We start from the raw sequence: 26124 nt of genomic DNA on the forward strand, positions 1-26124 counted from the left end.
AGTAGCTGTTTTTTGCCCTATATGACTGAATTAAAAAACCATACTTGTAATTATACTACTTTTTTTAAAAAGTCAAGTATTTTATAAAAATCAATACATTACAACCAAATCCCCTGCAACCCCTGCCAACCAACCTTAATCCCAAGTCCGATAAGTACCCATAGGATAAGCGTGCGGAATTTGTCGGACGGTAGGCGTTTGCCAAGTTTTGCTCCGATGACGATACCGACCACAGACAGCACGGTCAAGGCGATGATAAGCCCCCAAGTGGACGGCTCTACCGCTAAGATAATGTCTTTTAAAACAATGACTTGCACAAGTTTATTGACAAAATAGCACAGATTGCCAACCTTGATAATCGTGCCCTTATCGTCCGTCATGGAGAGTAGATACATCAGTAACACGGACGACATGGCGTTGGTCGCACCGCCAACCACCCCTGCCACAAAGCCAATGCTAACAAGGGATAGAGCGGTGTTGGGTAGGACGATTTTTTTACCCATAAGGCTTGTTATGGCGTACCACAGCACAACGGCACTAAGGGCAAGCATAAGATATGCCGAGTTCACCACAAGGAGCAAATACGCCCCGAGTGCCGAGCCTAGCACGGACACCGTAACAAGTAGCCAGTATTTTTTAAGATAAAAACACAAGTTATGCCACGCCCCGCCACGTCCGCCAAGCCAAGCGATAAGATTGAGCGTGGCGGTTGGCACCAGCACAAGGATAATGGCGTTCGTCAGTCCATATACGCCTGATAACGCCCCAATCGTGATAAGCGGAAAGCCCATGCCTGCAATGCCGTGCAATACGCTTGCGATAAGAAATAGGGGAATTAGCCAAAGTTCAAATTTCATCAATCCTTTTGCCTTTTATTTTTTGGGGAATTGGTGGTGGGCGTCAAGGCAAAATCCCTACCACACACTCCACCAAACTTTTGGCAATGCTGTCTTTACTTGCCTTATCTAGCACCACTTTATCCTTGCCATACCGCTCGGCAAAAAACACCGTCATGGCGTTGTTGTCCGAACCAAAGCCGATGCTTTTGTCCGAGACGTCATTGACGGCTATCATGTCTAGGTTTTTGGCGGTAAGTTTGGTGCGGGCATAATTTTCGGTGTCTTGGGTTTCGGCAGCAAAGCCTACCATGACCGCTTTTGGGAAGGTGTGGCTCATCGTTGCCAAAATGTCGGGGTTTTTGATAAGCTCTAAGGTCAAGCCGTCTTGGTCGGACGTTTTTTTGATTTTTTGGGTGGCGATACTCTTAACCTTATAATCCGCCACGGCAGCGGTGGCGATAAAAATGGTGTCGCTGTTGTCCGTCATCACCGACTGACAAGTGGTAAGCATTTCATCAGCCGTACCGACTGTCAGCCGTTTTGCCCCAAAGGGGGTCGGCAAATGCACCGCTCGCCCTGCAACTAGCGTAACGTCCGCCCCTGCGTTCACGCACGCCCGAGCAATGGCAAAGCCCATTTTGCCAGTGGAATGGTTGGACAAAAATCGCACAGGGTCAATGGCTTCAATGGTCGCCCCTGAGGTGATGATGACTTTTTTGCCGTGTAAGGTTTGGGGCGTTTGGCGTTTGGCAAGGAGTGTCAAAATCCGCTCGCACAAATCATCAGGCTCAGGCAGTCGCCCCGCCCCCACATCGCCACACGCCTGCTCACCGCTGTCGGGGGTCAGCACGGTGTAGCCAAAACGGGCAAGTTTGGCAAGGTTGTCTTGGACAATGGCATGGGCATACATCGCCTGATTCATGGCAGGGACGATGACAATGGGGGCGGTGGTGGCAAGGGCGACGGTGGTTACAAGGTTATCGGCAAGTCCGTGGGCGAGCTTGCCAATCGTGTTGGCACTGGCAGGGGCGATGACGACCATGTCCGCCCATTTGGCAAGTTCAATATGCCCCATGCCACGTTCGGCTTCATCGTCTAGTAGTTTGGTGTGAACTTCGTTGCCTGTTAAGGCTTGCAGACTCAAAGGTGTGATAAACTCGCACGCCCCGTCCGTCATCATCACACGCACACTGCAACCTGCTTTTATCAGCAAGCGAGCAAGGACAGCGGATTTGTAGGCGGAGATACCGCCTGTTATGGCAAGTAGGATTTTGGGGTGGGTCATGGCAATCTTAAATTATCAAAATAAAATGGGCTATTGTACCACAAATCCCACGCCACACCCCAAAAGACTTGCCAAAGTGGGGTTGCTATTTTAAAATGATAAAAGGGTAATTTATGGTGTTATAAGGGCAAATTATATTTGCCCTTGATGAGATATTGGTTTTTGGGCGTTGTGTTTGCCCCTACATACACCCAACGAATTTGATATTTATCACAGGCTTGTAGAGATTGGCTCCGCACGTCCTTTGATAACATGCCAATTTTTATAGGCGTGCACAGCACGCCCCTACACCCAAACATCATTGTATTTGTGGTAATTTTAAAGTTTCTTGGGTGCATCTATGCAATTTTAAAAAATATTAAATAAGCTATTTATCCAAAAAAATCATTTTATTTCAAAACTTTAAAGGATTTACAAATGATACCGACCGCATTTAATGACAATGCCATTTTTCAAGAAGCCTTTAAAATTGCCGAACTTGCCAATTTGACCCATGAAGAATGGCAAAAATATCAATACAGCCTAAAAACTTACCGTGATAATTTGGCAACCGACAGCTATCTGCATGAGCAAGGCAAAAAAGAAGGTATTATACAAATTGCCAAACTCATGAAAAGCTCTGGCGAACCCACCGACAAAATCGCCCAATATACCAATTTGTCGCCCGATGAGATTGACAGGCTCTAACCCCACAAAAGTTTTGCCACCATACAAAAGCACACCACCACAATCACAGGGCGGATAAATTTTGCCCCGCTCTTGACGACCATGTGCGAGCCCAGATACGCTCCGATAAGTTGCCCTGTCATCATAACAAGCCCCACAACCCACACCACTTGACCGCCTAAAACAAAGAAAATCAAAGACGCAATGTTGGTGGCAAAATTCAACAGCTTGGCTCGTGCGGTAGCCTGTACCAAATCACGCCCACGAAGCACGACTTGCGACAGACTAAAAAACGTCCCCGTCCCCGGCCCAAAATAGCCGTCATACAGTCCGATAAGTGGAGCAACCGTCCGTTCATACAGCTTTTGGCTCATTTTGGGCGTGGTCTCTAATTTGCCCAAATTGGGACTAAACAGCGTATACACCCCCACCGCTCCGATGACAAAGGGCAATGCCTTTTGCAAAAAATCAGGGGGCGACAATTGCACCAGCACCGTCCCCACCGCAGAACCCACAAATGCCATAATCAAGGCAACTTTCATCATCTTGGGGTGGATTAGCCCCTTTTTTATCATCGTAACACTTGCCGAGAACGACCCTGCACAGGCTTGTAATTTATTGGTGGCAAGCACCGCCACAGGATTCATGCCCGTCAAAAGCAAGGCAGGAATGGTCAAAAGTCCACCCCCGCCTGCCATGGCATCAATAAACCCTGCAAACAACGCTACAAAAAAGAGTATGGAGATAAGCTGTATGGTGAGTTCCATGTCATTAGCCCAAAATTCTTATTTTAACAAAAAATGATTGGCTTTTGTAAATTTATGTTAAAATGATGTGTTTTTGTTAAAAATCATGCTTTTGTACATCATAGGACTTGTTATGTCAAAACTTTTTTCATGGTATTTTAAGCCAAACTTATTATTAAGAATCCTAATCGGCTTAATCCTAGGCTCAATCTGCGGTATCATTTTTCAAAATGCCCAAACCGCCATTAGCATTTTATCACCCATTGGCGAGCTGTTCATTCGTCTGTTAAAGATGATAGTCATTCCCGTCATTGCGTCCACGCTCATCGTGGGGGCAAGCTCAATCACGCCTGCCCAGCTTGGGCGTATCGGCATAAAAACGCTCATTTATTACACCATTACGTCCATTTTTGCCATCATCATCGGGCTTGGCGTGGGCAAGCTCTTTAACCCCGGTTTAGGGCTAGAACTCATCGCCGACACCGCAAGCGAAGGCAAAACTGCCGAAGCCCCAAGCATGCTTCAAATCCTGCTTGAAATCGTCCCCACCAACCCAATCGGCGTGATTAGTAGCGGTCAGGTGTTGCCCATGATTTTCTTTTGTTTGGTATTTGGCATTGCCCTTGCCTTTGGGCGTGATAGCGATGATGAAAATATCAAAAAAAGCTCGGACACGGTGTTTTATTTTGTGGACGGGGTTAGCCAAGCGATGTTTAAGATTGTCGGCTGGGTCATGCAGTACGCTCCGATTGGCGTGTTTGCGTTGATTTTTATTGTTTTTTCAAAAAATGGGGCAACCGCTTTTGGCTCCTTGGCAAGCGTTACGGCAACTGTTTATGTTGGTTTTGCCTTACAAATCGCCCTTGTGTACTGCGTGATTTGTGCGTTGATGAAACTCTCCCCACTTATCTTTTTGAAAAAAGCTCGCCCCGCCTTTATCACTGCCTTTGTAACCCGCTCATCGGGGGCAACCTTGCCTGTGTCCATCCAAGCATCACAAAGCATGGGCATTCCCAAGAACATTTATAGCTTTGGCTTGCCTGTCGGCTCTACGATGAACATGGACGGCACGACCGTGTATCTTGGCGTGTGTGCGATTTTTATTGCCAATGCGGTGGGCGTACCGCTTGACGGCTCGCAAATGCTGACCATCACGATGACTGCCGTGCTTGGGGCAATTGGTACGGCAGGTGTGCCAGGGGCGGGGGCGATTATGCTCCTTATGGTACTAGAATCCATTGGTCTACCTGTGGAAGCTGGCTCGGCGGTGGCGATTGCCTATGGCATGATTTTGGGCATTGATGCCTTGCTTGATATGGGTCGCACCGCCCTAAATGTCGTGGGCGACATCACAGGGGTGGCAACCGTTGCCAAGCAAGAAAAGGCTTTGGACAAAGAAATGTGGGATTCTTGATTGTTAAGATTTAAAAACAAAAAAACAGCACAACCGAAATTGTGCTGTTTTTTATTACCTTATTAATGAATTAGAACTTACTGGTGAAGCTCACACCCACCTGAGAAGCATCTGAATCGCCACTACCTGTGTAGCTGTAGTTTAGACCTACTTGACTGTTTGGCGTTACATTGTAGTTTGCACCCACTTTGGCTGACCATTTGGTTTTGTCAGTATCCCAAGTACCATATTGTACATCTGTTGCTGTGCCAACATAGCGAGTATCTAGGCTGGTATCACGGCTAACAGCGTGAGCCACTTGCACACCTGCGGTTAGTTGTAGGGCAGGGGTTGCTTGGAATGCCACATCCGTACCAACACCCACCTGAGTTTGCTTGGCACTGATGTCGGTGATGATGTTCATGCCATCGTTGATGTCGCCATCATTTTTGTATTTTTGATGGTTGGCAAAGGCATAAGGCTGTACGCTCACGCCCGATGCGGTATCGATGTTTTTACCCACTTGGATACCCACGCCATATAGCTTACCATCATACTTGATGTCATCGGTCATCTCGGCACGGCTGGCTTTGGTCTCAACCTTAGCCCCTTTTACCCAGCCTGACACATAAGCATCACCAACATTTTTGGATGCACCCACGGTCAGACCAATGCTGTCAGTTTGGGTTTTATTGCTAATGCCATAAACTGATTCTTTTAGGTCAAGGTCGCTGACATCAAGCTGAGCACCGACACTAACATCGTTCGCAGTCTGAGTGCTGGCACCAACGGTATAGGTGTTGCCCTTACGCTCGCTGGTGGCGTGAGCCATGTCCACATCATAATCATGGTGACTGACCGAACCCCAAACATTTCTACCATCTTTTAGACGCTTACCAAAGTCAGTGGCGTGAACAGCACTGTCTTCTACCACATTTAATGCACTGTCAGCATAGAATGTTGGGTCTAGCTTATATAGCTCTTGGTTGGTGCTTACCACAGACAGCATGGGACTGGCTGTGTTGTTGCCATAGTCGGCACTCATATTCTCAAAACTACTAAACACTTGGTTGGCAAAGCGTTTTTCATCGCTGGTTAATGAGCCTTGAACTGCTTGTTTTTCATCAAGGTCGTTTAGCACTTTATCTAGGTTTTGGGCAACACGGCTACCGCTATTATTCATGCCAATGCCATAAACAACATTGCCTGCACTTAGACGTCTGGCGGTTACTTGTACGTCGTTGTTCACACGTGAGTTACCCACCACTCTGCCATTTCTGTCCACCTCTGGGGTGTACTCAACCTTGGTAACCTCAAACAAGGGGTTGCTTGAACGATGGCTGTCAAAGCGGTTTTCAAGACCTTGCTTGGCACGCAAAACAGTACTGCGACTGCCTGATTGGCTGATGATGCCATCTTTGGTCTCGCCTGTTAAGTTTAGAGTACCACCGAGTCTTGCTTTGCCATCAACGGTAATCATGTTGCCAAACTGGGCTTTTAGACCAGCATCTGCACCACGATTGGTGTTGATATTATAGTTACCTCTGATGCGTAGATTACCTTCGTTATTTACCCAGCCACCTGTTTGGTGTACATTGGCAACACTACCATGACCTGTCAGCTCACCACCTTTGACAACCATGGTAGAACCACCATTGTTACCATTGATTTCTAATGAACCGCCCTCGATGATAGAGTTACCTTTATAGCTGTTATTACCAGTAAATACCAGTTTACCAGCACCTTTTTTGGTAAAGCCTTTGTCGCCTTTTAGGTCATTGTAGAATACAGATAAAGGCGTGCCTTGGGTGTCAAGCTCTACGTTGTCCCAGTAAAAACCACCATAACCCTTAGCAGCAGCTTCTGGGTCTAGTAGCCCCCAACCATCTTGCCACGTGATGTTTTTACCATTATGGTTTGCGATGATTTGACGGTTTTCCCATGGGGTGTCGCCGGGGATGTATAGATTACCTCGGTTGTCTGTATAATATCTGCCATAATAGCCTGATGGCAGACGGCTCACACGTCTGAGTCCTTTGTAGCCATTTGGTGAATTGGCGGTGATTTCTGAGAAGTCCTTAGCCGTACCTAAAATAGTTTGAGAGATGTTCTCATTTTTCATCCAAGGATAAGCTGATTGCACCAGCACTGCCGTCCCTGCCACACGAGCAGTGGCAGGCGATGTGCCTTTGTAGTTGCTCAGTCTGCCGTTGTTGGCATAGTTTTCGGTGGACGATGTTGCCGATACGCACCACTCAGCGGTACGACCACAGTCATTGGCTTGATTAAAATCTTCTCGTGGTGATGATACGGTGATGAAGCCTTTTTTGAACTCGCTGTTCATGAGCGGTGCTAAGTTCTCATCATGTGCATCATTAAGACCCTCGTTACCTGTCGCCTTGATGATAAGGGCGTCACGATTCATGATAAGGTCATGAATGACAGGCAGAGTTACCTCAGCATTGGTAATGCTTGTTCTGTAACGATTTGGGTAGATGTTGCCTGTATTGGGGTCATAGTTGAGTCGCTGAGCATCGTAGAACCAACGGTCAGAGTTATCCGAACCCCATGAGTTGTTAAAAATCTTAACGCCATGGTCTTGGTTGAGTTTACGCATCATCAAGAACTGGTTGCCACCGTTTGAGCCACGGTCGATACTGTCACTACCATAGATTTTGGCATTGGTCATGCCGTTGTTACCTGCGATAACAGCAGCCATCTGGTTGCCATGGTCGCCACTGGCAGACGTGGTTGACGTCTCAACAATTCCCGAGTCATTGTGCGGGTCATAACAACTAGAACGTCCTGCCGAGACACATTTGACCTGCGTATCATGAACATTGGCACCGACCATGTCTCGATTAAAGCGGTTAATACCCGTATCAATCACGCCCACTTTGGCACGGCGAGTATCGATGGTATTTTTTAGATTATCTAGACGCTGGGCATAGCCATCTTCGGTGGCACCATAGAATTTGGACGTCAAGTCAGAGTTGTTTGACGTATCCATGACACTATAACCTGTGCGAGTACCAGCACTTGGTGCAGGTTGGCTGCGTTTTAGGTGGGATTGCACTTGTCTTGTGTAATTATTTCTTTTGACTTCTGATGATGCAACAGGAGCCACATAACGACCAGAGACAGTTGACTCCACAGGTGCTGGCGTAGGAGCAGGCGTTGGCATGGGAGCAACGGGGGCTGGTGCTGGTCTGACAGGAGCAGGAATGGGCGTTGGAGCTGGGGCTGGTGTTGGGGCTGGATTATAATAACGACGATTAATCAAATCCCAATAGTAGTTATACAGATAACTACTTACCTTCACTCTCTCGGAGCTGGCTGACTGTGCCTGTGCACCCGTCTCAGCGTAGCCTGCGACACTATTTGTGCCGATAGCAACCATACAAGCCACGGTCAAGGGCTTGGCGTAAAACCCTTTTTTGGCAGGTTGTGTTTGTAATGACATATTACACCCTTGTGTTTGTGTTTATGATAAAAACATCAGTGATGGCTAACAAGAATAACCTTGGCACCAAACCCCAATCCATCAAGATACTAGGGCATTACCGAAGTTTATCCATCATAAACAATGAAGTTAAAACATTCAAATACACTGTCATTTACCGCAGTGAAACATTTGTACTACAAAATCGGTAAAAGAAAACTTATCTTACTATAAGTTTTGCAAATTGTAAATTAATAGCAACTTATTGTCTAGTGCTTGCCAAATGATATAATATTGTGTTTACAAATAATGTTTTAATTATTTGATTTTTATAATTATTTTTTTAAATAAACAACTGTTTATTTTTTACAATAATTAACAATATGTTATTATACAGACAGTATATTATGTTTTGTGAAATATTATACATAAATGAGCAATCCTATTTTGTGATACCATCACATCAAATTAATGATTTATTGCAAATAAATGTTTGTTGGCAATCCTTGAAATGCCAACAAACATTATCAATGGTAGGCACATCCCATAAACAATCATTCAAAAATACAGCCAACAAAATTGAATTTTAATGCGAAAATCGTAGTGCTTTTTCGTCTTGTAAGGCATACACCATTTCATCCGAATCATTCCCATCTAAACACCAAAATCCATGCACTTACCATCACGCCACTGCTTGCATTTGGCAAACCCACAGAAAGAAAACTTACACAAATAATCACAAAACCGCTTTCGTATTATTAATTTTTGTGATATATTCACAAGATTAGTTAATTTTTATTTATAACTATTTTTTATAGTTGTGGGTTTTGTTTATTCATTTATAGGAAAAGATAATCATGCCGATGAGTCGCATAAAATCCTTTTTTGAGCTAGAAGCAGCCGGGGGCATCGTCCTTGCCTTTGCTGCTGTGCTTGCCATGATAGTCGCCAACTCGCCATTATACGAGCTGTACAACGCCTTTATTCACGCCCCTGTGGTGGTGCAGATTGGTCAGTTTGAGATTGCCAAAGATGCTCATCATTGGATTAATGACGGTCTGATGGCAGTCTTTTTCTTTTTGGTGGGACTTGAGCTAAAGCGTGAAGCCCTAATCGGCGAGCTGTCAGACATCAAACAAATCGTCCTGCCTGCCATCTGTGCCATCGGTGGCATGGTCGCCCCTGCTTTGGTCTATTATGGGCTAAATCACGGTGACAGCGAAGCTCTAAAAGGCTGGGCAATCCCTGCCGCCACAGACATCGCCTTTGCCATTGGCGTGCTTAGCTTGCTCGGCAACAAAGTCCCCAATGCCCTAAAAGTGTTTTTGGTATCCATCGCCATCTTTGATGACATCGGAGCGATTATCATCATTGCCTTATTCTACACGTCCGAGCTGTCGTTATTCTCACTGGGTGTGGCAGCGGTGTGCTTGCCATTTTTGTTCCTATTAAACCGCTTAAACGTCACCCGCCTAACACCCTACTTGCTCATCGGGGTCATCTTATGGGCTGCCATGTTAAAATCAGGCGTGCATGCGACCTTGGCAGGCGTGCTTTTGGCGTTTTTTATTCCTTTAAAAAATAATGCCGACCCCGAGCATTCACCCCTAGAAGAGCTAGAACACGACTTACATAACACCGTTGCCTTTGGTATCCTGCCCCTATTTGCCTTTGCCAATGCAGGCATTTCATTAGCTGGCACCAACATGGGCGAGCTCATGCATGGCGTGCCAATGGGTATCGCCCTAAGTCTGTTTATCGGTAAGCAGATTGGCGTGATGATTCCTGTGTTTTTGGTCGTCAAGTTAGGACTTGCCAAACTGCCCACAGGCACAACCTTTATGCAAATCTATGGCGTGTCCCTGCTTTGCGGTATCGGCTTTACCATGTCGCTCTTTATCTCAGGGCTTGCCTTTGGCGGTATTCCTGATGATTATGACCCACGTTTGGGCATTATCTTGGGTTCGCTTATCTCGGGCATCGTGGGCTATCTTATCTTGCGTGCCAACATCAAGGACGCTGATCACCCCACACTCGCCAAAAACGACGAGATGTATCTGGGTGTTGGAGAACCGCCCAAACATTAGGGCATGCCTACCCTTTATAATACAATTTAAAATTTAGAAATATTTTGGAAATAAACTACCTGTTTTTGCATGAAAAATGGCTAAATCTCATTTTTCATTGCAAATACAAAAGGCAGGCACACCCCAATCACACCAAAAACAAAAAGCGGGCAACATGTCCGCTTTTTGTCATCCGCTCTTTTCATTTACCTGTGTTTGTCATACAATAAACCAGCTTCATCATCCACCAGTGCCATTATTATCATCCCCATGATTTAAGGAAACTTCCATGTCTTATCGCACCGTCCTTGATTTGGCATCCGCCTTGTCTGATACGGACAAACTAAAACTGGCTCATCATCTGCTTGGGCAACTCATGCTCTCCCCGAGTCCATCATCTGCTCCTACCGACAAACTGCCACCATCTGCCGATTATGATTATTGTTTGGAGCGGGTACTAAAAAGCAAGCCCAATCGCCTGCCTGCCCTACGGACGTTTTTGGAAGCGATTGTTAGCTTTCGGGGCGGTCAAAGTGCTGACATTGATGACATCATCAAGCGTTTAGAGCTTAACAACATCATCAAAAAAGACGGCGATAACGTGGTGTATTTGGTTGATTAGGACACACCCACCTTTTATCACACCATTTTTTACGATAAAAGTTGTGTTAAAGTTTTTTACAAGTTTGCCATTATCTTGAAAAAAATTTGTTACACACGGCAATGGAATTTCATTTATAATAAGTGTATAATAAGTGCATCATTTAAATGATAACTGATTTTATTTTAGGGTGTGCCTACCATTGATGGCATTTTTATAAAATAAGTTAAAAACTTAACATTTTAAATTAATTTTTGCATAAAAAATGGCTATCCAGCCACTTAAAATCATGTAAATTTTTAGATTTTAACTTAATTTTTTAAAATTAGATGATCGGATTGTTTTTCATAATAAAAACTTGTCTGATAGAAAACTCACAGCCTTTGTTTTTTTTCCTTGAAAAACGGGTGGCTCCCCTGCTTTTTTTAACAGATATTTTTCATTGCAAATATCAATATTCAGCACGCCCTAGTGTTCTTTATCTTTTAAGGAGATTGTCATGCAAAAATTATTGATTGCTACTGCGGTGGGCGCCTTGGTATTGACAGGCTGTGCCACAAATAACAGCCAAACCGTCGATCAGCCCAAACCCCAAGAAATGCACGGCAAACACACCCACAAACATGGCAAAAAGCATCATCACGGCATCATACCAAGAACCTATACCTGCGACCAAGATGCCAACATCGTTGCTAACTATAACCCTGACACCAAGCAAGCTCTGCTTAACATCACCGCCCCTAGCCTAAGCCTAAATGGTGCTGATGTCGAGCTAAGACGTGCCCCTTCTGCATCGGGCATGCTGTTTGTGAATGGCGTCAATCCCAATTCAAAATACGAATGGCACACCAAAAACAAATTTGGTGTGTTGGACATAACCACTGCTGATGGCACGGTGTACAGCCTAAAATGCGAAAGCACTCGCCCCATGCACAACCACGCCCACTGATTTATAGATAAGTTGGCTTGTCTTAGCCAAATAAGGCTAAATAAAACGCATAAGCCATGCTTGTGCGTTTTTTTAATCAAGACGTGTCTGCCCTTTATAACACTACTTACAATATAGAAATATTTTAGAAATAAACTAATCGTTTTTGCATGAAAAATGGCTAAATCTTGTTTTTCATTGCAAATACAAAAGGCAGGCACGCCCTAATCATAAAAGGCAATCCGTCATGAAACCTATCACAAAACCTATCATAAAAAAAGCATTCCTACTCATCGCCCTACCCGTGCTCGCACTCACAGGCTGTACCACGACCGCCACATTAAAACAAGCCGACTGCTCGTCCGCCAACTGGGAACAGGTAGGGCGTGCTGACGGTCTGCGTGGGGCAAGCAGTCAAGAGATATTACGCCACGCCAAAACCTGCCAAGGGCTTGCCACGCCTGACCGAGCGTTATGGGAGCAAGGTCGCCAAACAGGGCTAAAATCCTACTGCACCATAGACAACGCCTACAACATGGGACGAATGGGCTACACCCTACAAGGCGTGTGCGATGTCGGCGACAGTAAGACCCTAGAAGAGCTACACCGTGCCAACATGATGGGCTTAGAGCAACATCAGATGAGCGAACGCATGACTCGCATGCATTATGGTTATGGCGGTTGGTACGGCTATCCGTACCGTCCTTATTGGTGGTGGTAAAGGCGATTTGGGTGGGTTTTAAAACGTCAATCCAGTAGCGGTGCGTGGTACACACCTATGGTTACTCATGACAACATAGATAATGTAAAAGTATCCCTACACCTTTTTATTTGTCTATTTTTTCATGATAAGCTGGCAGGTGTAATTGGCACATTCTGCTTTTAATATGCCATGTCCTTGCAGCAGTTCTGCCCCAATCGCTTGCTCTGACAACATCTGCTCCAACACCGCTTTGCCGTCATCGCCATATAAGGCGGTGGCTAGGGCATGGGCTTTTTGGGCGTGGGCGTGGCTTGCCTGCTTGATGGCATCGCTGTCTTTGGGGTGGGCGTAGTACCATGCCAGCTCAAAGATCTTATCCGACTCGATGACATATAGGGGCGGTTCGTGTCCTGATGTGTAGCTGTATTTGTCCGCCATAGCCCCATGAAAATCTAGGGCGTCCGACTTGGTGGCAGTGGGGGCTATCAGCGTCTTGGCACGCTCAAACCTGCCCTGCCCTGTCTCATCGATGGCAGGATTTGCTTGCCAATTTGCCACGTCATAGACCACTTTTTCATAAACCTTTGGCTCGCCGTCATCTTGTACCACGTCCTTGTGCGTGGCGGGACGAAAAAACAACGCCAATGCCAAAGCACAGGCGATGATGACCGCCCAGATGATGGGGGTTTTAAAGGATTTTTTGGCAGGGGCAGAATTGGTGTCGGTCATGGCTGATATAAATGGTAAATGGTAAAATGGCTTGCGTTAGCCGTTAAATGGTGGGAAAATAATGGCGGTTATTGTAGCCGTTTTTGGGTCATTTTAACAGTTTTTATTGTAAATTCATCAGGACAAGATATGCACCATTTTATCGTCATCGGCAACCCCATTAGTCATTCCAAAAGCCCTGCCATTCACACCGCCTTTGCTCGTGAGGTGGGGCTTGACATCAGCTACAACCGCCAATTTTGCCCTGATGATTTTGATAGTTTTAAGGCGGTCGTCGAAGCCTTTTTTCATGGCGGTGGCGTGGGGGCGAATGTAACGTTGCCCTTTAAAGAAATGGCGTTTGACATTTGCCAAGATGTCGGCACATTAAGCGAATACGCCAAAAACGCAGGGGCAGTAAACACACTCGCCATAAAAGACGGAAAACTCTACGGCGACAACACGGACGGTCGGGGACTGGTGGCGGATTTGGTGGGGCGTGGCGTGGATTTGCACGGCAAAAAAGTCGTCATACTCGGGGCGGGTGGGGCGACTCGAGGGGCAATTTTACCGCTTATCCAAAGCGGTGCGGTGGTGTCGGTGTTTAATCGCACACTTGCCAAAGCCCAAACGCTCGCCCAAGATTTCGCCGTGCAGGGCATTACTATCAACGCCCATGGTTTAGACGAGCTGACAGGGCATTTTGATGTCATCATCAATGCCACGTCCGCCACGACCACAGGGCAAAGTCTGGATTTGGGCGGTGTGTCGGTTGATGTGGCGTATGACATGATGTATGGCAAACCGTCTGCTTTTTTGGAGCATTTTAGCACCGCCAAACAAATAGACGGCATGGGTATGCTTATTAATCAAGCTCGCTTATCGTTTGAGCTATGGACAGGTCGGGCGGTGGATTTGGATAAGGTGGTGCTGAATTTATAATTTATTTTTATAAAAATAATTAAAATTTATGAAAAATAGTTATTTTTAACACAAAACCCCTAGCATAAATCGCAAAATAAGGTATAGTAGGGAAATGATGTTTTAACACATTTCCCCTTATCATATTTTTATCACAAAGGAGCTGTCTTATGCTAACGTACAAAGCCCCCCTACGGGACATCAAATTTCTCATCAATGAAGTCTTTGATTATCCAAGCCACTATAAAACCTTTGAGCATGGCAAAAATGCCGACAGCGAAACGGTTGGCATGATTTTAGAAGGTTTTGCCGACTTAGCCGAAAACGTCATCGCCCCCCTGTATCAGTCAGGCGATGCCGAAGGTTGTCATTTTAAGGACGGCGAAGTTACCACGCCCAAAGGCTTTAAAGAAGCCTACGAGCAGTTCGCCCAAGGGGGCTGGCAAGGCATTGCCTACCCTGAACAGTATGGCGGTATGGCTCTGCCAATGTCGCTCAATCTCATCAAATCAGAAATGCTTGGCACCGCCAACTGGTCATTTGCCATGTATCCAGGGCTATCGCTTGGGGCGGTCAATACCATTTTGGAGTACGGCACGACCGAGCAAAAAGACCTATACCTACCCAAGCTCGTTACTGGCGAGTGGTCTGGCACCATGTGTCTGACCGAAGCCCAATGCGGTACTGACCTAAACCAAATGAAAACGTCCGCCAAGCCCAACGATGATGGCACTTATGCCATTAACGGCTCTAAGATTTTCATCAGTGCTGGCGAGCATGACCTAACCGAGAACATCGTACACATCGTATTGGCACGCCTGCCTGACGCCCCTGCTGGCACCTAAGGCATTTCGCTATTTATCGTACCAAAATTCTTGCTTGACAATGACGGCAACATGGGCGAGCGTAATGGCGTGAGCTGTGGCTCTATTGAGCATAAAATGGGTATTAGTGCGTCCGCCACGTGCGTGATTAACTTTGACAATGCCACAGGGTTCTTGATTGGCGAGCCAAACAAAGGGTTAAAAGCGATGTTCACCTACATGAACACTGCCCGTGTCGGCACTGGCATTCAAGGCTTGGCTCACATGGAGCTTGCTTTCCAAAACTCACTGCCTTATGCCAAAGAACGCCGTTCTATGCGTGCCTTATCTGGCATCAAAGAGCCTGATAAGCCAGCTGATGCCATTCACTATCACGCCGATGTCCGCCGTCTGCTACTGACCCAAAAGGCATTTACCGAAGGGGCGAGAAGCATGATTTATCATGTTGGGCGTTATTCGGACAAATTGGCGGATGCAACCGTGCGTGGCGACAAAAAAGAGATTGCACATTGGGAAGACAAAATGGGCTTTTTCACGCCTGTATTAAAAGGCTTTTTGACCGAAATCGCCCAAGAATCCGTGAAAAACGGCTTGCAAATCTTTGGCGGTCATGGCTACATCAAAGAATGGGGCATGGAACAAATCGCTCGTGATGCCCGTATCAGCACGCTATACGAAGGCACGACAGGCGTACAAGCCCTAGACTTACTCGGTCGTAAGGTGCTACTACAAGGCGGTGGCAAGGTCGTGCGTGACTACACCGCAGGTATCATGAAGTGGTGTGGCGACTATGCCCTTGACAAAGAGATGCGTAAATACGTTTGGGCATTGACCAAACTGTGTGCCGAATGGAACGTCCTAACTGGTCGCCTTGCCATTACCGCCAAACGCAAAAACCGTGAGATTATCTCGGCAGCGTCTGAGGACTATCTCATGTACTCAGGCTATGTGATGATGGCGTACCACTGGGCGAGAATGGCGGCGATTGCCTTTGACAAGATGAAAAATGGTGGCGAACAACCCCGTGAGTTTTACCTTGCCAAGACCCAAACGGCAGAGTTTTATTTTGATAAAATCCTACCACGCACCAATGGGCTTGCCGACAGCATGACCGCCCCAAGTGAAGTGATGACCGATATGGACATCGAGCATTTTATCATTGATTAATTATTAGTTTAAAAATCATCAAAAACCACTCATCAATTTGGGTGGTTTTTGTTTGGCTTTATCAATCATGATTTACAAAAATATTCATGGCACTTTGTGGTAAAATTTGCCTTTTGCAAACCTTTTAATTAAACGACACTATGACCGACATCAACCCATTACACCCCAACCCACAAGTCCCAACCACCCTAAACCCCAAACCCAACGACATCATACCGCCCAAATCTGCCCACGTTGCCAAGCATGGCGACAAGCGTATCCTAAGAGTGGTATCTATTAATGTCAATGGATTAAGAGCATCCGAGAAAAAGGGCTTATTTGACTTTATCACAAAGTCGGACGCAGACGTGATATGTATGCAAGAGACACGGATAACCCATGAGCAGTGGACGGATAAGTTTAAGCCTGTGGGCTATCACGCTCATCTGTTCCCTGCCGAGCGAGCAGGGTATGCTGGCACAGCGATTTATAGCAAATTGCCCTTTATCCCAACGGACGGGCTGGGCTTTGACATTGCCGACATGCAAGGGCGGTTTACTTGTGGGCAGTTTGACCTAAGCGAATGGGGTCTTGATACGCCTGTACACATTGCGTCTTTGTATTTGCCGTCTGGTTCATCAGGTGATGATGCTCAGGCTCGCAAAGATGAATTTTTGGAAAAATACAAAACCATATTAAAACGCTGGCGAGATGACAATAAATCCATCATCATCTGTGGCGATTATAATATCGTGCATAAACGCATTGACATCAAAAACTGGTCGGGCAACCAAAAAGCATCTGGCTGTCTGCCCCATGAACGGGCGTGGCTTGACCATATTTATGATGAGCTTGGTTATGTGGATACATTTCGGATGGTGCGAGATGACAGCGACATCTATTCATGGTGGTCAAATCGTGGACAAGCCCGTGCCAAAAACGTGGGCTGGCGTATAGATTATCACGTCTGTTCACCCGACTGGATGGCTCGTACGCTGGGGGCATGGGTCTATCGTGATGCGTGGTATTCTGACCACGCCCCTGTGGTTGTGGATTATGTGATTGGGTAGGTAGGTACATTGTTCAGTTAAGAATAAAAAATTGAGACAACGTTGGGGAAAATGATATTTGTCCCAATACGGCATTTGATTTGAGCGAATATTTTTACCCCCACATGTCAAATTTTATGTTTTAATTTTATATTATAGCAAATTAATACCAATTCACGCCAACTCCATATTTTTTAATAAGGATTTTGTAGGGTTGCGTAACATGCACCTTTTAAATGAAAAATCTTATTGGTGCGTGATACGCACCCTGTCGCCAATGGGTTTATTTTGAAGTTAATTTTACAGGGAGAAAAAATGAGCGATGATTTTTACAAAGAACTGTATGCATCCGCCCAAGAAGCCCTAGCCATTGCCAAGGGCGAGATTGAGCCAAGCCGTGTTTTCACTTATGAACGTCCCAACGCCAAAGCCAATTACAATTTATTCACAAACTCAATATCCGCCCAAAAACCTTGCAAAATTGGCAAAATCCACAAAAATTTTGTATAATGAGACCAATCTATTTTTTAGGAGAAATGCAATGGCATTTAAAGAGATGGTTGGGCAAAAAGTCCCAAATGTAACTTTTCACACCCGTCAAGACGGCGAGTGGGTTGATGTTACCACTGATGAGCTGTTTGACGGCAAAAAAGTCGTGCTGTTTAGCCTGCCAGGGGCATTTACGCCAACCTGCTCATCCATGCATCTGCCCCGCTACAATGAACTGTATGGCGAATTTAAAAAATTGGGTGTGGATGACATCATCTGCGTGTCGGTCAATGACACCTTTGTCATGAACGCATGGCAAGACGACCAAGACTGTGCCAACATTACCATCATTCCAGATGGTAATGGCGAATTCACAGATGCCATGGGGCGACTTGTAGATAAAGAGAAGCTGGGTTTTGGCAAACGTTCATGGCGTTATTCCATGCTTGTGGATGATGGCGTGATTGTCAAAATCTTTGACGAACCCCAAAAAGACGGCGACCCCTTTGAGGTCTCAGATGCTGACACCATGATTAAATACCTAAATCCTAAATGGGCAGACAAGCCATCTGTGGCGGTCATCTCAAAAGAGGGTTGTCCGTTTTGCATGAAAGCCAAAGAAGCTCTAACAGCTCGTGGCGTAACATACGAGGAGCTGGTGCTTGGGCGTGACATCACCACAACAGCAGTACGTGCCATGACAGGGCATGAGACCGTGCCACAGGTCTTTGTCGGTGGTAAGCACATTGGCGGTTCGGAGGATTTGGAAAAATATCTGACGAGCGGTGAGTGTGTGCTCTAATTAGCACCCATTAGAAATATCAAAAACGTGGCACAAATGCCACGTTTTTTATTAGTTAAGTTTGGTGGGGTTTATTGATTGGTTTGTTGGGTATTTAATAAATTGAGCATTTGTTTTAATAAGGCGTTTTCTTGTTTTAATTGTTCAATGATTTCATCTTTATGGGTGATAATAAGTTGCATTTTTTCATTATCATGTTTTAATTCTTGTTCGTTGATAGATTGTTGATTGCCATGATAAATAATTGCCCCATTGTTTAAATTTTCATTGGTACAATTTTCATTAATCAACAAAAACACACCATTATCATTATTATGAATTAATTCGGTAACATCAATATTTAAAATTTGGGCGATTTGTTGAATGCGGTCTAGGCTTAATTTGGTTTTGCCTGATTCTATTTTTGAGTAAGCTTATGGGGTCAAATCAAGACGTTCTGCCATTTGCTCTTGGGAGATTTTTTGTTGGGTGCGAATGGCTCGGATTTTGTCTTGGGTTTTCATAAATCAACTTTTGGTGGAATTTTTCAATAAATGGTTAGTGGTGATGGTTTTATTTTTTGATTATAATACAAAGTAGGCAATAAATCAATTTCTAAGGAGAACATTTATGGCAAAAGGCAAAAAGTGTCCATCGTGTGGCAACTACACGATGCATGAAAAAAGACCAAACTACTGGTATTGTTCTAATTGTGGTGCAACCACCTTTGGCAATGGTCGTTTTATTTTTGTTCAAATTTAGGATAACGTCATGGGGATTTTTTCAGCAATAGGCAATTTGATTATACAGGCTGGCAATAATGCTAGTAAACTACATCAAGAAATTAAAGTTTATACGGAAGATTACCGCAATGAAAGTGATGAGTTTTTAAAAAAGAAGCTAAAAAATGGTTACGGTGCTCAAAAATACGCAGCCGCAAATGTTTTAAAGGAACGTGGTTATGGCTCACAAAATCTTAGTGAATAGACAATTTTTAAAAAAACGGCAACACTACTATTTTTAATATTCAATACTTTCAAAAAACGTGGCACAAAAGCCACGTTTTTTAGTGCTATCGCTCACCCAAACCTTCGGACAATGTCTTGGTAATTGGCTTAGTCAAATAAGACAATACCGTGCGTTCCATTGCCTTGATGTCCACACTGGCGGTCATGCCCGGTTTGATGATAATCTCATCTTCACGAGCCGCTACCTGAGCCCCTTCTATGCGAATCTGCACACGATAATAGGGTTTATCGCCTTGTGGGGTTTTCTCCATGAGCGTGTCTGGACTGATATAGATAACCTCGCCATTCATCGCCCCAAAGATAGAATAATCATAAGCATCCAATTTGACACTGGCAGTCTGTCCCTCTTTGACATAGGCAATATCCACAGGTCTCACCTTTGCCTCCACCACCAAATCACTGCTGGTCGGAAGCAGCTGCATGATGGTATCGCCTGATCGCACCACACCACCAATGGTCGTTACGGCGATATTATTCACTTTACCATCCACAGGAGCAAATAGGCGTTTTTCTTCTAGTACCTGAGCTCTGTCTCTTAGCTGTTCGCTCTCAGATTCTAGCTCTTCTTGGGTTTTGGTCAGCTCGGTTTGAGCATCTTCAAAGTATTTGTTGCGTTTGTTGGTAATCTGTGCCTCAATGTCTGCCACTTGACGGCGAAGTCTGATCACGTCCGCCTGACTGACATCACCATGTGCCAGCAGTGGTTCGTTCATGGCAAGTTCTCGCTTGGCAAGTTCTAGCATTTTTTGTAATGATGCCACATCTTGGGTAATGGCTTGACGGCGACGATTGTATAGCTCGGTTTGGTTTTGGACGTATTCGGCATACTTTTGTATCTCTTCTGGAAAATTTAATGGACGGTCAAAAATCTCCGCCTCCAAACGTGCTACTCTTGCTCGCAGTGCTGCTACTTTGGTTGCTGAATTGTCCAGTGCTGCTTTGGCACGCTCTTCTTCTAATATCGCCAATAAATCGCCTTTTTTGACATCATCGCCCTCTTTGACCAAAAGTTCTGATACCACGCCATTATCGGTTGCCTGAATCTCTTGGGTGCGGTCAGATGCGATGACAGTCGCCTGAGCTCTGGTAACCTGGTCAATCTTGGCAAATGATGCCCATGTAATAAGAACAATGATGACTGCCAGTGCCACCCAAATGATTATGCTGGGCTTACTGCGTGATTTTGCTTTTTGATAGTTTTTTTGACTCACAGTATCTCCCTTTATGGTTAATTGAGTGTATTAGGATTGATGTCTATACTTTGTGTGGTATCGCCCTGTTCCACTTTTTTCATGGCATCTTTGGCATTTTGTTCATTTTGGATAAGTCGTGATAATACCGCCTGCTTAGGCCCATCCATGACCACTTTACCATCTGCCATGATGATGATACGATTGACCAAAGCCAGTAGTCCCATCTTGTGCGTTGAGACGATGAGTGTCTTGGTGGGGTCTTGGAGTTCTTGGGAGAGCACTTGCAAGCACTGATTTTCTTGCATGTTATCCATGGATGCTGTCGGTTCATCCAGTAGCCACACCGATGGCTTGGTCAGCACCAAACGAGTAAAGGCAACCAGTTGTTTTTGTCCGCCTGACAGACCTTTGCCCCCTTCGCTGATGGGCAAATCTAAACCACTAGAATGCCCCGACACCAAGCGGATAAGCCCCGTGCGATGCAACTCTTGTCTGATGACATCATCAGATGGGGCAGGCATGCCAATCAGTAAATTCTCACGAAGCGTTCCTTGAAAGAGACGATGGTCTTGTTGTAGATAACCTACCTGCTCACTCATGGATTCACGGCTGATATGAGCGATGTCTAGCCCATCTAACAGCACATGACCGCTTGTGGGCATATATAACCCTGATAGGATTTTTAATAAAGTGGATTTGCCAGAGCCGATAGAGCCTAATATTGCCACACGCTCGCCTGCCTTGATGTCCAAATGCTCAATATTTAGGGCGTTCCGCTCATTGCCTGCATAATTAAAGGTCATGTTATGGCACTGATACCAGCCATGAATGCGAGATGGGGCAAGTGGGTGAGCGACGTCGTTGTTATCCTGTTCTAGTTCAAAGAGTCGCTCGATGTTGGCTTTGGCAGCTTTGGCGTGTGAATACTGTACCAATAGGTTTGGGGCGTTCATGATGGGAGCAAGGATACGACCACCCAAAATGGTACAAGCAATCAAGCCACCGATGGTCATGCCCTGTGACATCACCACAAATGCCCCTGTAATGACAATCCCCACATAGCTGATTTGTTGGAGCATTTGTACGCTATAATTTAGGTTGTCATTGGCATGACGCATTTTTAGGTCATTATCAATGGTCTCGCCTGTTACATTTAGCCATTTAGATAAGAATTTCCAATTACCAGAACCTGCCTTGATGGTCTCCATGCCTTCGACCGTCTCCACCAAAATCCCTGTTTTTAGATAGGATGCGGCGGCGTTTTCGGCAGAGATTTTATCAATCTTTTTACGGCTAGACAGACCCAATGCAATGCCAATCACCGCAGCAATCAGCGGAATGATGGCAACAATGGGCGAGCCGATGACCGCAATCAAGATGATGAACAAAATACTCATCGGAATATCAACAAGCGTAAACAGCGTGCTTGCCGTAAAAAACGAACGCACCTGCTCATAGCCACGAAGCTGAGCTGCCAGCGAACCGACCGAGTTTGGCATCTTATCCACACGCACCGCCAGCAGTCGCTCAAAGATATTTCTTGATAATATCTCATCAACACCGATGACCATCTTATCCATGACCTTGGAGCGGGCAAATTTCATCATCGCTTCAAAAATAATCATCAAGCCCACGCCCGATGCTAGGATAATCAAGGTGTACTGGCTGTTTGTTGGAATGACACGGTCATAGACCTGCATGGAAAATAGCGACACAGCAAGGGCAAGCAGGTTGATGATAAAAGATGCCACAACCGCTTCTACCACAACACGCTTATGCTCTGTCAGATTTTGCACCAAAAGTTCGTGAAAGCCGACTTTTTTCTCAGCGACCAGCTTGTCCGAGACACGAATTTTTGCCACAAAATCCAAATCCGAGCCCTGACAGCTCACTCGCCCTTCGACACTCTCAAACAGCTAGCTTAGACCGTATTTTTGTACAATGCGACCATAACCCAACTTTTGATGATGGGCAAGCAGGGGCATATAAGCAGCATCTGGCTCATCCATGACATCTGGCTCATCAGAGATGCCCAAGATGTCAAGCAAATGAGTCAATCGCTCTTCATGATCATCAAAGCCTGACACACGAACAAGTGCGGTATCTAGGCGATTTTTATCCACAGTTACGCCCACATCTTTTAACAGCTCAAATACCGCCACGCCCAAAGCGTTATTGTTGGTGTATTGTTTTGGCAGTTGTTGGTTATTGGGGTTGTCAGTGGTTTGGTGTAACGACATCAGTTATCCTTGGCTTGTCACGCTTTGGCATGACAATATTTGATAAATATAGGTAAAAACTATCACGGCACTCTTTGTTTAAAATACATCCACATGTGTCGATGTTAGTACATACCGCAACTTAATTCTGTCAAACGATAAGTTTAACACAACGGTTTTTTTATATGGTTAAGATTGAGTTATTGATTTGTTTGTTTAAAGTCATCAGCAGTCGGAAAACGACGTTCATCCACAGGCTGGATTTGCTCGCCCATTTGTACGCCTTCGCCATCAATGATGTGCTCCATCTGAGCATCTGATGAATGAATCTCATCGATTTCATCCATCTCATTGCCCATCTCATCTGCCAAGCGGGGTGGCTCTATCCACAAATCCTGCTGATTGACAAAACTGTCATCAACCATTGGAGTACTTAGCTTTGGTGCTGGCTGAGCATTGGTTTCACGCCACGCCAAAAACGTGCGATAAGGACGAAACTCGCTGACGGGTGTATGAATGACATGATAATCCGACTGCCAATCCATCGCCCCAAAGTCCACTTGTAGCTTATAAAAACTTGCCACCATTTGGCTTTGGACTTCTAACAGTTGCTGTTCATACTGAGTGTGTTCACGCACGGCATTTAGCACTTCTAGCCATGATTTTCGCCCTGCGATGAACTGGCGACCATACGAATCCACCACCAGTTTTGCCCCATCGATGGCAAGTTTAATAGACTGCTCTCTGTCTCTTGATGAAACGAACTCTTGGTACTGGGTTTGTAGGCTCTCCATGACCGTTCGCCGTGTCGCTTCTTGGGTCTGAGTTAGGCTCATGGCACGAGCATTGGCAGCACGGGTCAAGGCAAGCGATGAAAAACCCGCCCCTGGGTCATAAGACATGCCCACCGAAAACTCGCCATCATCTTCGTTATTCTCATGCTCAAAGGTGTGTTGGTACTGGGCGTAGATGTTGGGATAACGTCCTGCCGCTTGGGCTTTTGCTTCTTGTTTGGCGGCTTCTACTTGAAAATGCTGGCGCACCACACTAGGATGATGACTACCCACATTGCCAAACACCTGCGTTTCAAAATTTACCGACTGTGCTTTGGCGTAGTCCGTTAAGGACTTCATGGTGATGTTGTATTTTTTATCGCCCAACTCTTCGCCGATGAGCTGTGAGAGTCTGGCGGCAGCGACCCGCTCTTGTTCTATGGCATTTTGTAGGGAGTTTTGGTCTTGATAAATGCGATTTTTGACCAAATCCAGCTCAATCTTCGCCGACACGCCCTGTGCCACCCGACGCTCCATCATCGCTTCAAACTCTTTTAGGCGTGCCAAACTGTCAGCATACAGCTCCTGCAAGGCAACGGCATAGATATAACCCCGCCAGATGTCAATGGTGTTTTTGGCAACGGTGTTTTGCTGTTCAAAGACATACGCATTGGCGGCTTTATTGTCATACATGCTTTGGTTAATCTGTGCTGTCAATCGCCCGCCCGTCCATAGTGGCTGACGAATGGCAACAGTGCTCACCAGTCCGTCGTTTTTGTCATGTCCTGTACTAATCGTGGGGGTCGGCAACATGCCCAGTTTGGCAGCACGCACGCCTTCGGCAGCCGCCATTTCATCAGCTTTGGCAGCATTGACCAAGGGGTGCGTTTGCGTGGCACGAAGTAGCAGTGCATCCAAGTCTAGCGGATTAATATTTGCTAAAACAAAGGTGGGCATCAGTCCTAGCCCAAAAAGCACGCATTTTTTTAGATTATGAAAAGTCATCAAAAAGTCCAATTACTTATCATGAATAATAAGCAAAAATTATACCAACATAAACACCGTGTTCAACTTTATGCGTTATTTTATTTGGACAGTTCTAGGGCGTGTCTGCCTTTGGTATTTGCCATGAAAAATGCCTGTTTAAAAAATCAGGGAAATCTCCCGTTTTTCAAGGAAAAAACAAAAGCTGAGAGTCTTCTATCAGACAAGTTTTTATTATGAAAAACTTGTCTGACCACTTAATCGGGTAAATTTTTAAGTTTTTTACTTAACTTTTTTAAATTAAGTTTTTAAATTAAGTGGTCAGATAGCCATTTTTTATGCAAAATTGGTTGAAATTGTCAAATTTTTATCTTGTTTTATAAAAATGTTATCAATGTTCAACACGCCCTAACATCATCCAAAATATGGGATATCGTCATCTGCCCGACCAACAAGGCTGGCAAATGGGTTGGCATAAGTTGAGATTTGGGTAAAATTAAGCACTATAATAGCAAATTTTGACAAAAAATGCTCTACATTTTGGATAAAGGGCGACTTTTAGACCGTGGCATCTTTGTCCGTCTGTGATAGCATGTTTGTGATGGGTTTGGCAAGCACCAACAGTAGTACCCCACAGACCACCAAAAAGACCGTCAATGCCGTAAAGAGCTTTGGCAAATCCCCTATCGTCTCTGCCGACACATAGCCACCTGAGATGGAGCCTATCAGTCCGCCCAACGAGATGGACGTGTACCACAGCCCCATCATCACCCCTTGCATGCCTTGTGGGGCAAGTTTGGTCATGCTAGACATGCCCACAGGCGAGATACAAAGCTCAGCGATGGTCAAAAAAAGCAGTGATGAGACAAGCCACATCATGGACACGCTGGCACTGCCCGCCACAATCATCTTGCTCGCCATAATCATGATGGCAAAAGCAACCGACGCCAGTAGCATGCCTAGGGCAAACTTTGTCATGCTATTTGGGTTTTTGTGGCGTTTGCCCAGTTTTATCCACAGCATGCTCACCAAGGGGGCAAAGAGCAGGATAAAAATGGGGTTTAGCGACTGAAACCACACCGTTGGAATGTTAAAACCGCCCAAACTGCGGTCAGTATAACGCTCGGCAAATAGGTTAAATGATGCAGGCTGTTGTTCAAAACTTGACCAGAACAAAGACGCTCCGACGATGAGAAAAAAGCAGACAAGCAGACGCATTTTTTCTGCCTTAACAAAGCGAGATGACAAAAACGCCCACCCAAAAAAAGCAAATAACGCCCCGATGTGAACCGCACCCCAAAAGTTAGACACACTAACCTTTGGGGTGCTTTTTATGGCAA

Annotated in this window: 22 protein-coding genes and 2 pseudogenes; 12 read left to right on the forward strand and 12 right to left on the reverse strand. The window is 45.4% G+C overall.

Going from position 1 to position 26124, the window contains the following annotated elements:
• Positions 1 to 98: 98 nt before the first annotated feature.
• A complete protein-coding gene (locus B5J94_RS02225; protein ID WP_062501573.1) occupies positions 99 to 857 on the reverse strand; it encodes a sulfite exporter TauE/SafE family protein in 759 nt (252 codons plus the stop codon).
• Positions 858 to 900: 43 nt separating this feature from the next.
• Positions 901 to 2124: a bifunctional phosphopantothenoylcysteine decarboxylase/phosphopantothenate--cysteine ligase CoaBC gene (coaBC, locus tag B5J94_RS02230; protein WP_062501575.1), complete on the reverse strand. Its 1224-nt coding sequence runs from the start codon at positions 2122 to 2124 to the stop codon at positions 901 to 903.
• 417 nt (positions 2125 to 2541) lie between these two features.
• Between coaBC and B5J94_RS02235 the strand changes: the two genes are divergently transcribed.
• On the forward strand, positions 2542 to 2811 hold the full coding sequence (locus B5J94_RS02235) for a hypothetical protein (RefSeq protein WP_062499875.1): 270 nt from the start codon (positions 2542 to 2544) through the stop codon (positions 2809 to 2811).
• Here the strand turns inward: B5J94_RS02235 and B5J94_RS02240 are convergent.
• The gene (locus B5J94_RS02240) at positions 2808 to 3557 is read right to left on the reverse strand and encodes a TSUP family transporter (RefSeq protein ID WP_062499873.1); all 750 of its coding nucleotides are present in this window, start codon (positions 3555 to 3557) and stop codon (positions 2808 to 2810) included. The two genes, B5J94_RS02235 and B5J94_RS02240, sit on opposite strands and share 4 nt — an antisense overlap.
• Before the next feature lie 112 nt (positions 3558 to 3669).
• On the opposite strand from B5J94_RS02240, the gene B5J94_RS02245 reads away from it, so the two are divergent.
• Complete coding sequence (locus B5J94_RS02245) at positions 3670 to 4950, forward strand: dicarboxylate/amino acid:cation symporter (protein ID WP_062499871.1); 1281 nt, start codon at positions 3670 to 3672, stop codon at positions 4948 to 4950.
• Positions 4951 to 5020: 70 nt separating this feature from the next.
• Here the strand turns inward: B5J94_RS02245 and B5J94_RS02250 are convergent, their stop codons facing one another.
• Positions 5021 to 8392, reverse strand: a complete 3372-nt coding sequence (locus B5J94_RS02250; RefSeq protein WP_062499869.1) for a S8 family serine peptidase — start codon at positions 8390 to 8392, stop codon at positions 5021 to 5023.
• An 836-nt stretch (positions 8393 to 9228) separates the two neighbouring features.
• Here B5J94_RS02250 and nhaA point away from each other — a divergent pair.
• From nhaA to B5J94_RS02275, 4 genes are all read left to right on the forward strand, one after another.
• A complete protein-coding gene (gene nhaA, locus B5J94_RS02260; RefSeq protein ID WP_062499865.1) occupies positions 9229 to 10458 on the forward strand; it encodes a Na+/H+ antiporter NhaA in 1230 nt (409 codons plus the stop codon).
• A gap of 268 nt (positions 10459 to 10726) precedes the next feature.
• A complete protein-coding gene (locus B5J94_RS02265; protein WP_062499863.1) occupies positions 10727 to 11059 on the forward strand; it encodes a hypothetical protein in 333 nt (110 codons plus the stop codon).
• Positions 11060 to 11537: 478 nt separating this feature from the next.
• Positions 11538 to 11987 (forward strand): MliC family protein, encoded by a 450-nt coding sequence (locus B5J94_RS02270; RefSeq protein WP_062501761.1) that lies wholly within the window; start codon positions 11538 to 11540, stop codon positions 11985 to 11987.
• 226 nt (positions 11988 to 12213) lie between these two features.
• Positions 12214 to 12687, forward strand: coding sequence for a DUF2799 domain-containing protein (locus tag B5J94_RS02275; RefSeq protein ID WP_062498336.1), 474 nt, complete (start codon positions 12214 to 12216; stop codon positions 12685 to 12687).
• A 114-nt stretch (positions 12688 to 12801) separates the two neighbouring features.
• Here the strand turns inward: B5J94_RS02275 and B5J94_RS02280 are convergent, their stop codons facing one another.
• On the reverse strand, positions 12802 to 13398 hold the full coding sequence (locus B5J94_RS02280; protein ID WP_062498337.1) for a hypothetical protein: 597 nt from the start codon (positions 13396 to 13398) through the stop codon (positions 12802 to 12804).
• 129 nt (positions 13399 to 13527) lie between these two features.
• On the opposite strand from B5J94_RS02280, the gene aroE reads away from it, so the two are divergent.
• The 5 genes and pseudogenes from aroE (at position 13528) to B5J94_RS02305 (ending at position 18608) form a co-directional block, all read left to right on the forward strand.
• Complete coding sequence (gene aroE, locus B5J94_RS02285) at positions 13528 to 14319, forward strand: shikimate dehydrogenase (protein WP_062498366.1); 792 nt, start codon at positions 13528 to 13530, stop codon at positions 14317 to 14319.
• Between the two features lie 149 nt (positions 14320 to 14468).
• A pseudogene (locus B5J94_RS02290) lies at positions 14469 to 16289 on the forward strand (acyl-CoA dehydrogenase C-terminal domain-containing protein).
• A 212-nt stretch (positions 16290 to 16501) separates the two neighbouring features.
• On the forward strand, positions 16502 to 17338 hold the full coding sequence (locus B5J94_RS02295) for an exodeoxyribonuclease III (RefSeq protein WP_062498367.1): 837 nt from the start codon (positions 16502 to 16504) through the stop codon (positions 17336 to 17338).
• A gap of 294 nt (positions 17339 to 17632) precedes the next feature.
• Entirely contained in the window at positions 17633 to 17827 is a 195-nt protein-coding gene (locus B5J94_RS02300; RefSeq protein ID WP_062498338.1) for a hypothetical protein, read from the forward strand.
• A gap of 31 nt (positions 17828 to 17858) precedes the next feature.
• Positions 17859 to 18608, forward strand: a complete 750-nt coding sequence (locus B5J94_RS02305) for a glutathione peroxidase (protein ID WP_062498339.1) — start codon at positions 17859 to 17861, stop codon at positions 18606 to 18608.
• Between the two features lie 71 nt (positions 18609 to 18679).
• Here the strand turns inward: B5J94_RS02305 and B5J94_RS02310 are convergent, their stop codons facing one another.
• Together B5J94_RS02310 and B5J94_RS14645 are read right to left on the reverse strand one after the other, a co-directional pair.
• Positions 18680 to 18901, reverse strand: a complete 222-nt coding sequence (locus B5J94_RS02310; RefSeq protein ID WP_079363908.1) for a hypothetical protein — start codon at positions 18899 to 18901, stop codon at positions 18680 to 18682.
• A gap of 39 nt (positions 18902 to 18940) precedes the next feature.
• A pseudogene (locus B5J94_RS14645) lies at positions 18941 to 19111 on the reverse strand (helix-turn-helix domain-containing protein); the annotation flags it as partial.
• Positions 19112 to 19358: 247 nt separating this feature from the next.
• Here B5J94_RS14645 and B5J94_RS02315 point away from each other — a divergent pair.
• Positions 19359 to 19574 (forward strand): hypothetical protein, encoded by a 216-nt coding sequence (locus B5J94_RS02315; RefSeq protein ID WP_062498341.1) that lies wholly within the window; start codon positions 19359 to 19361, stop codon positions 19572 to 19574.
• 85 nt (positions 19575 to 19659) lie between these two features.
• On the opposite strand, the gene B5J94_RS02320 is transcribed toward B5J94_RS02315, so the two are convergent.
• From B5J94_RS02320 to B5J94_RS02335, 5 genes are all read right to left on the reverse strand, one after another.
• Positions 19660 to 20826: an HlyD family type I secretion periplasmic adaptor subunit gene (locus B5J94_RS02320; RefSeq protein ID WP_062498342.1), complete on the reverse strand. Its 1167-nt coding sequence runs from the start codon at positions 20824 to 20826 to the stop codon at positions 19660 to 19662.
• A 17-nt stretch (positions 20827 to 20843) separates the two neighbouring features.
• Positions 20844 to 22700 carry an ATP-binding cassette domain-containing protein gene (locus B5J94_RS02325; protein ID WP_062498343.1) on the reverse strand — a complete coding sequence of 619 codons (1857 nt, stop codon included), beginning with the start codon at positions 22698 to 22700 and terminating at the stop codon, positions 20844 to 20846.
• Between the two features lie 24 nt (positions 22701 to 22724).
• Positions 22725 to 23048: a hypothetical protein gene (locus tag B5J94_RS15085; protein WP_062498344.1), complete on the reverse strand. Its 324-nt coding sequence runs from the start codon at positions 23046 to 23048 to the stop codon at positions 22725 to 22727.
• 179 nt (positions 23049 to 23227) lie between these two features.
• Entirely contained in the window at positions 23228 to 24805 is a 1578-nt protein-coding gene (locus B5J94_RS02330) for a TolC family protein (RefSeq protein WP_062498345.1), read from the reverse strand.
• A gap of 537 nt (positions 24806 to 25342) precedes the next feature.
• Positions 25343 to 26124 (reverse strand): oligopeptide:H+ symporter (locus B5J94_RS02335; protein ID WP_143821882.1); only part of this gene is annotated, 782 nt, incomplete at its 5' end.

The sequence above is a fragment of the Moraxella lacunata genome (assembly GCF_002027545.1).
Taxonomy (GTDB): Bacteria; Pseudomonadota; Gammaproteobacteria; order Pseudomonadales; family Moraxellaceae; genus Moraxella; species Moraxella lacunata.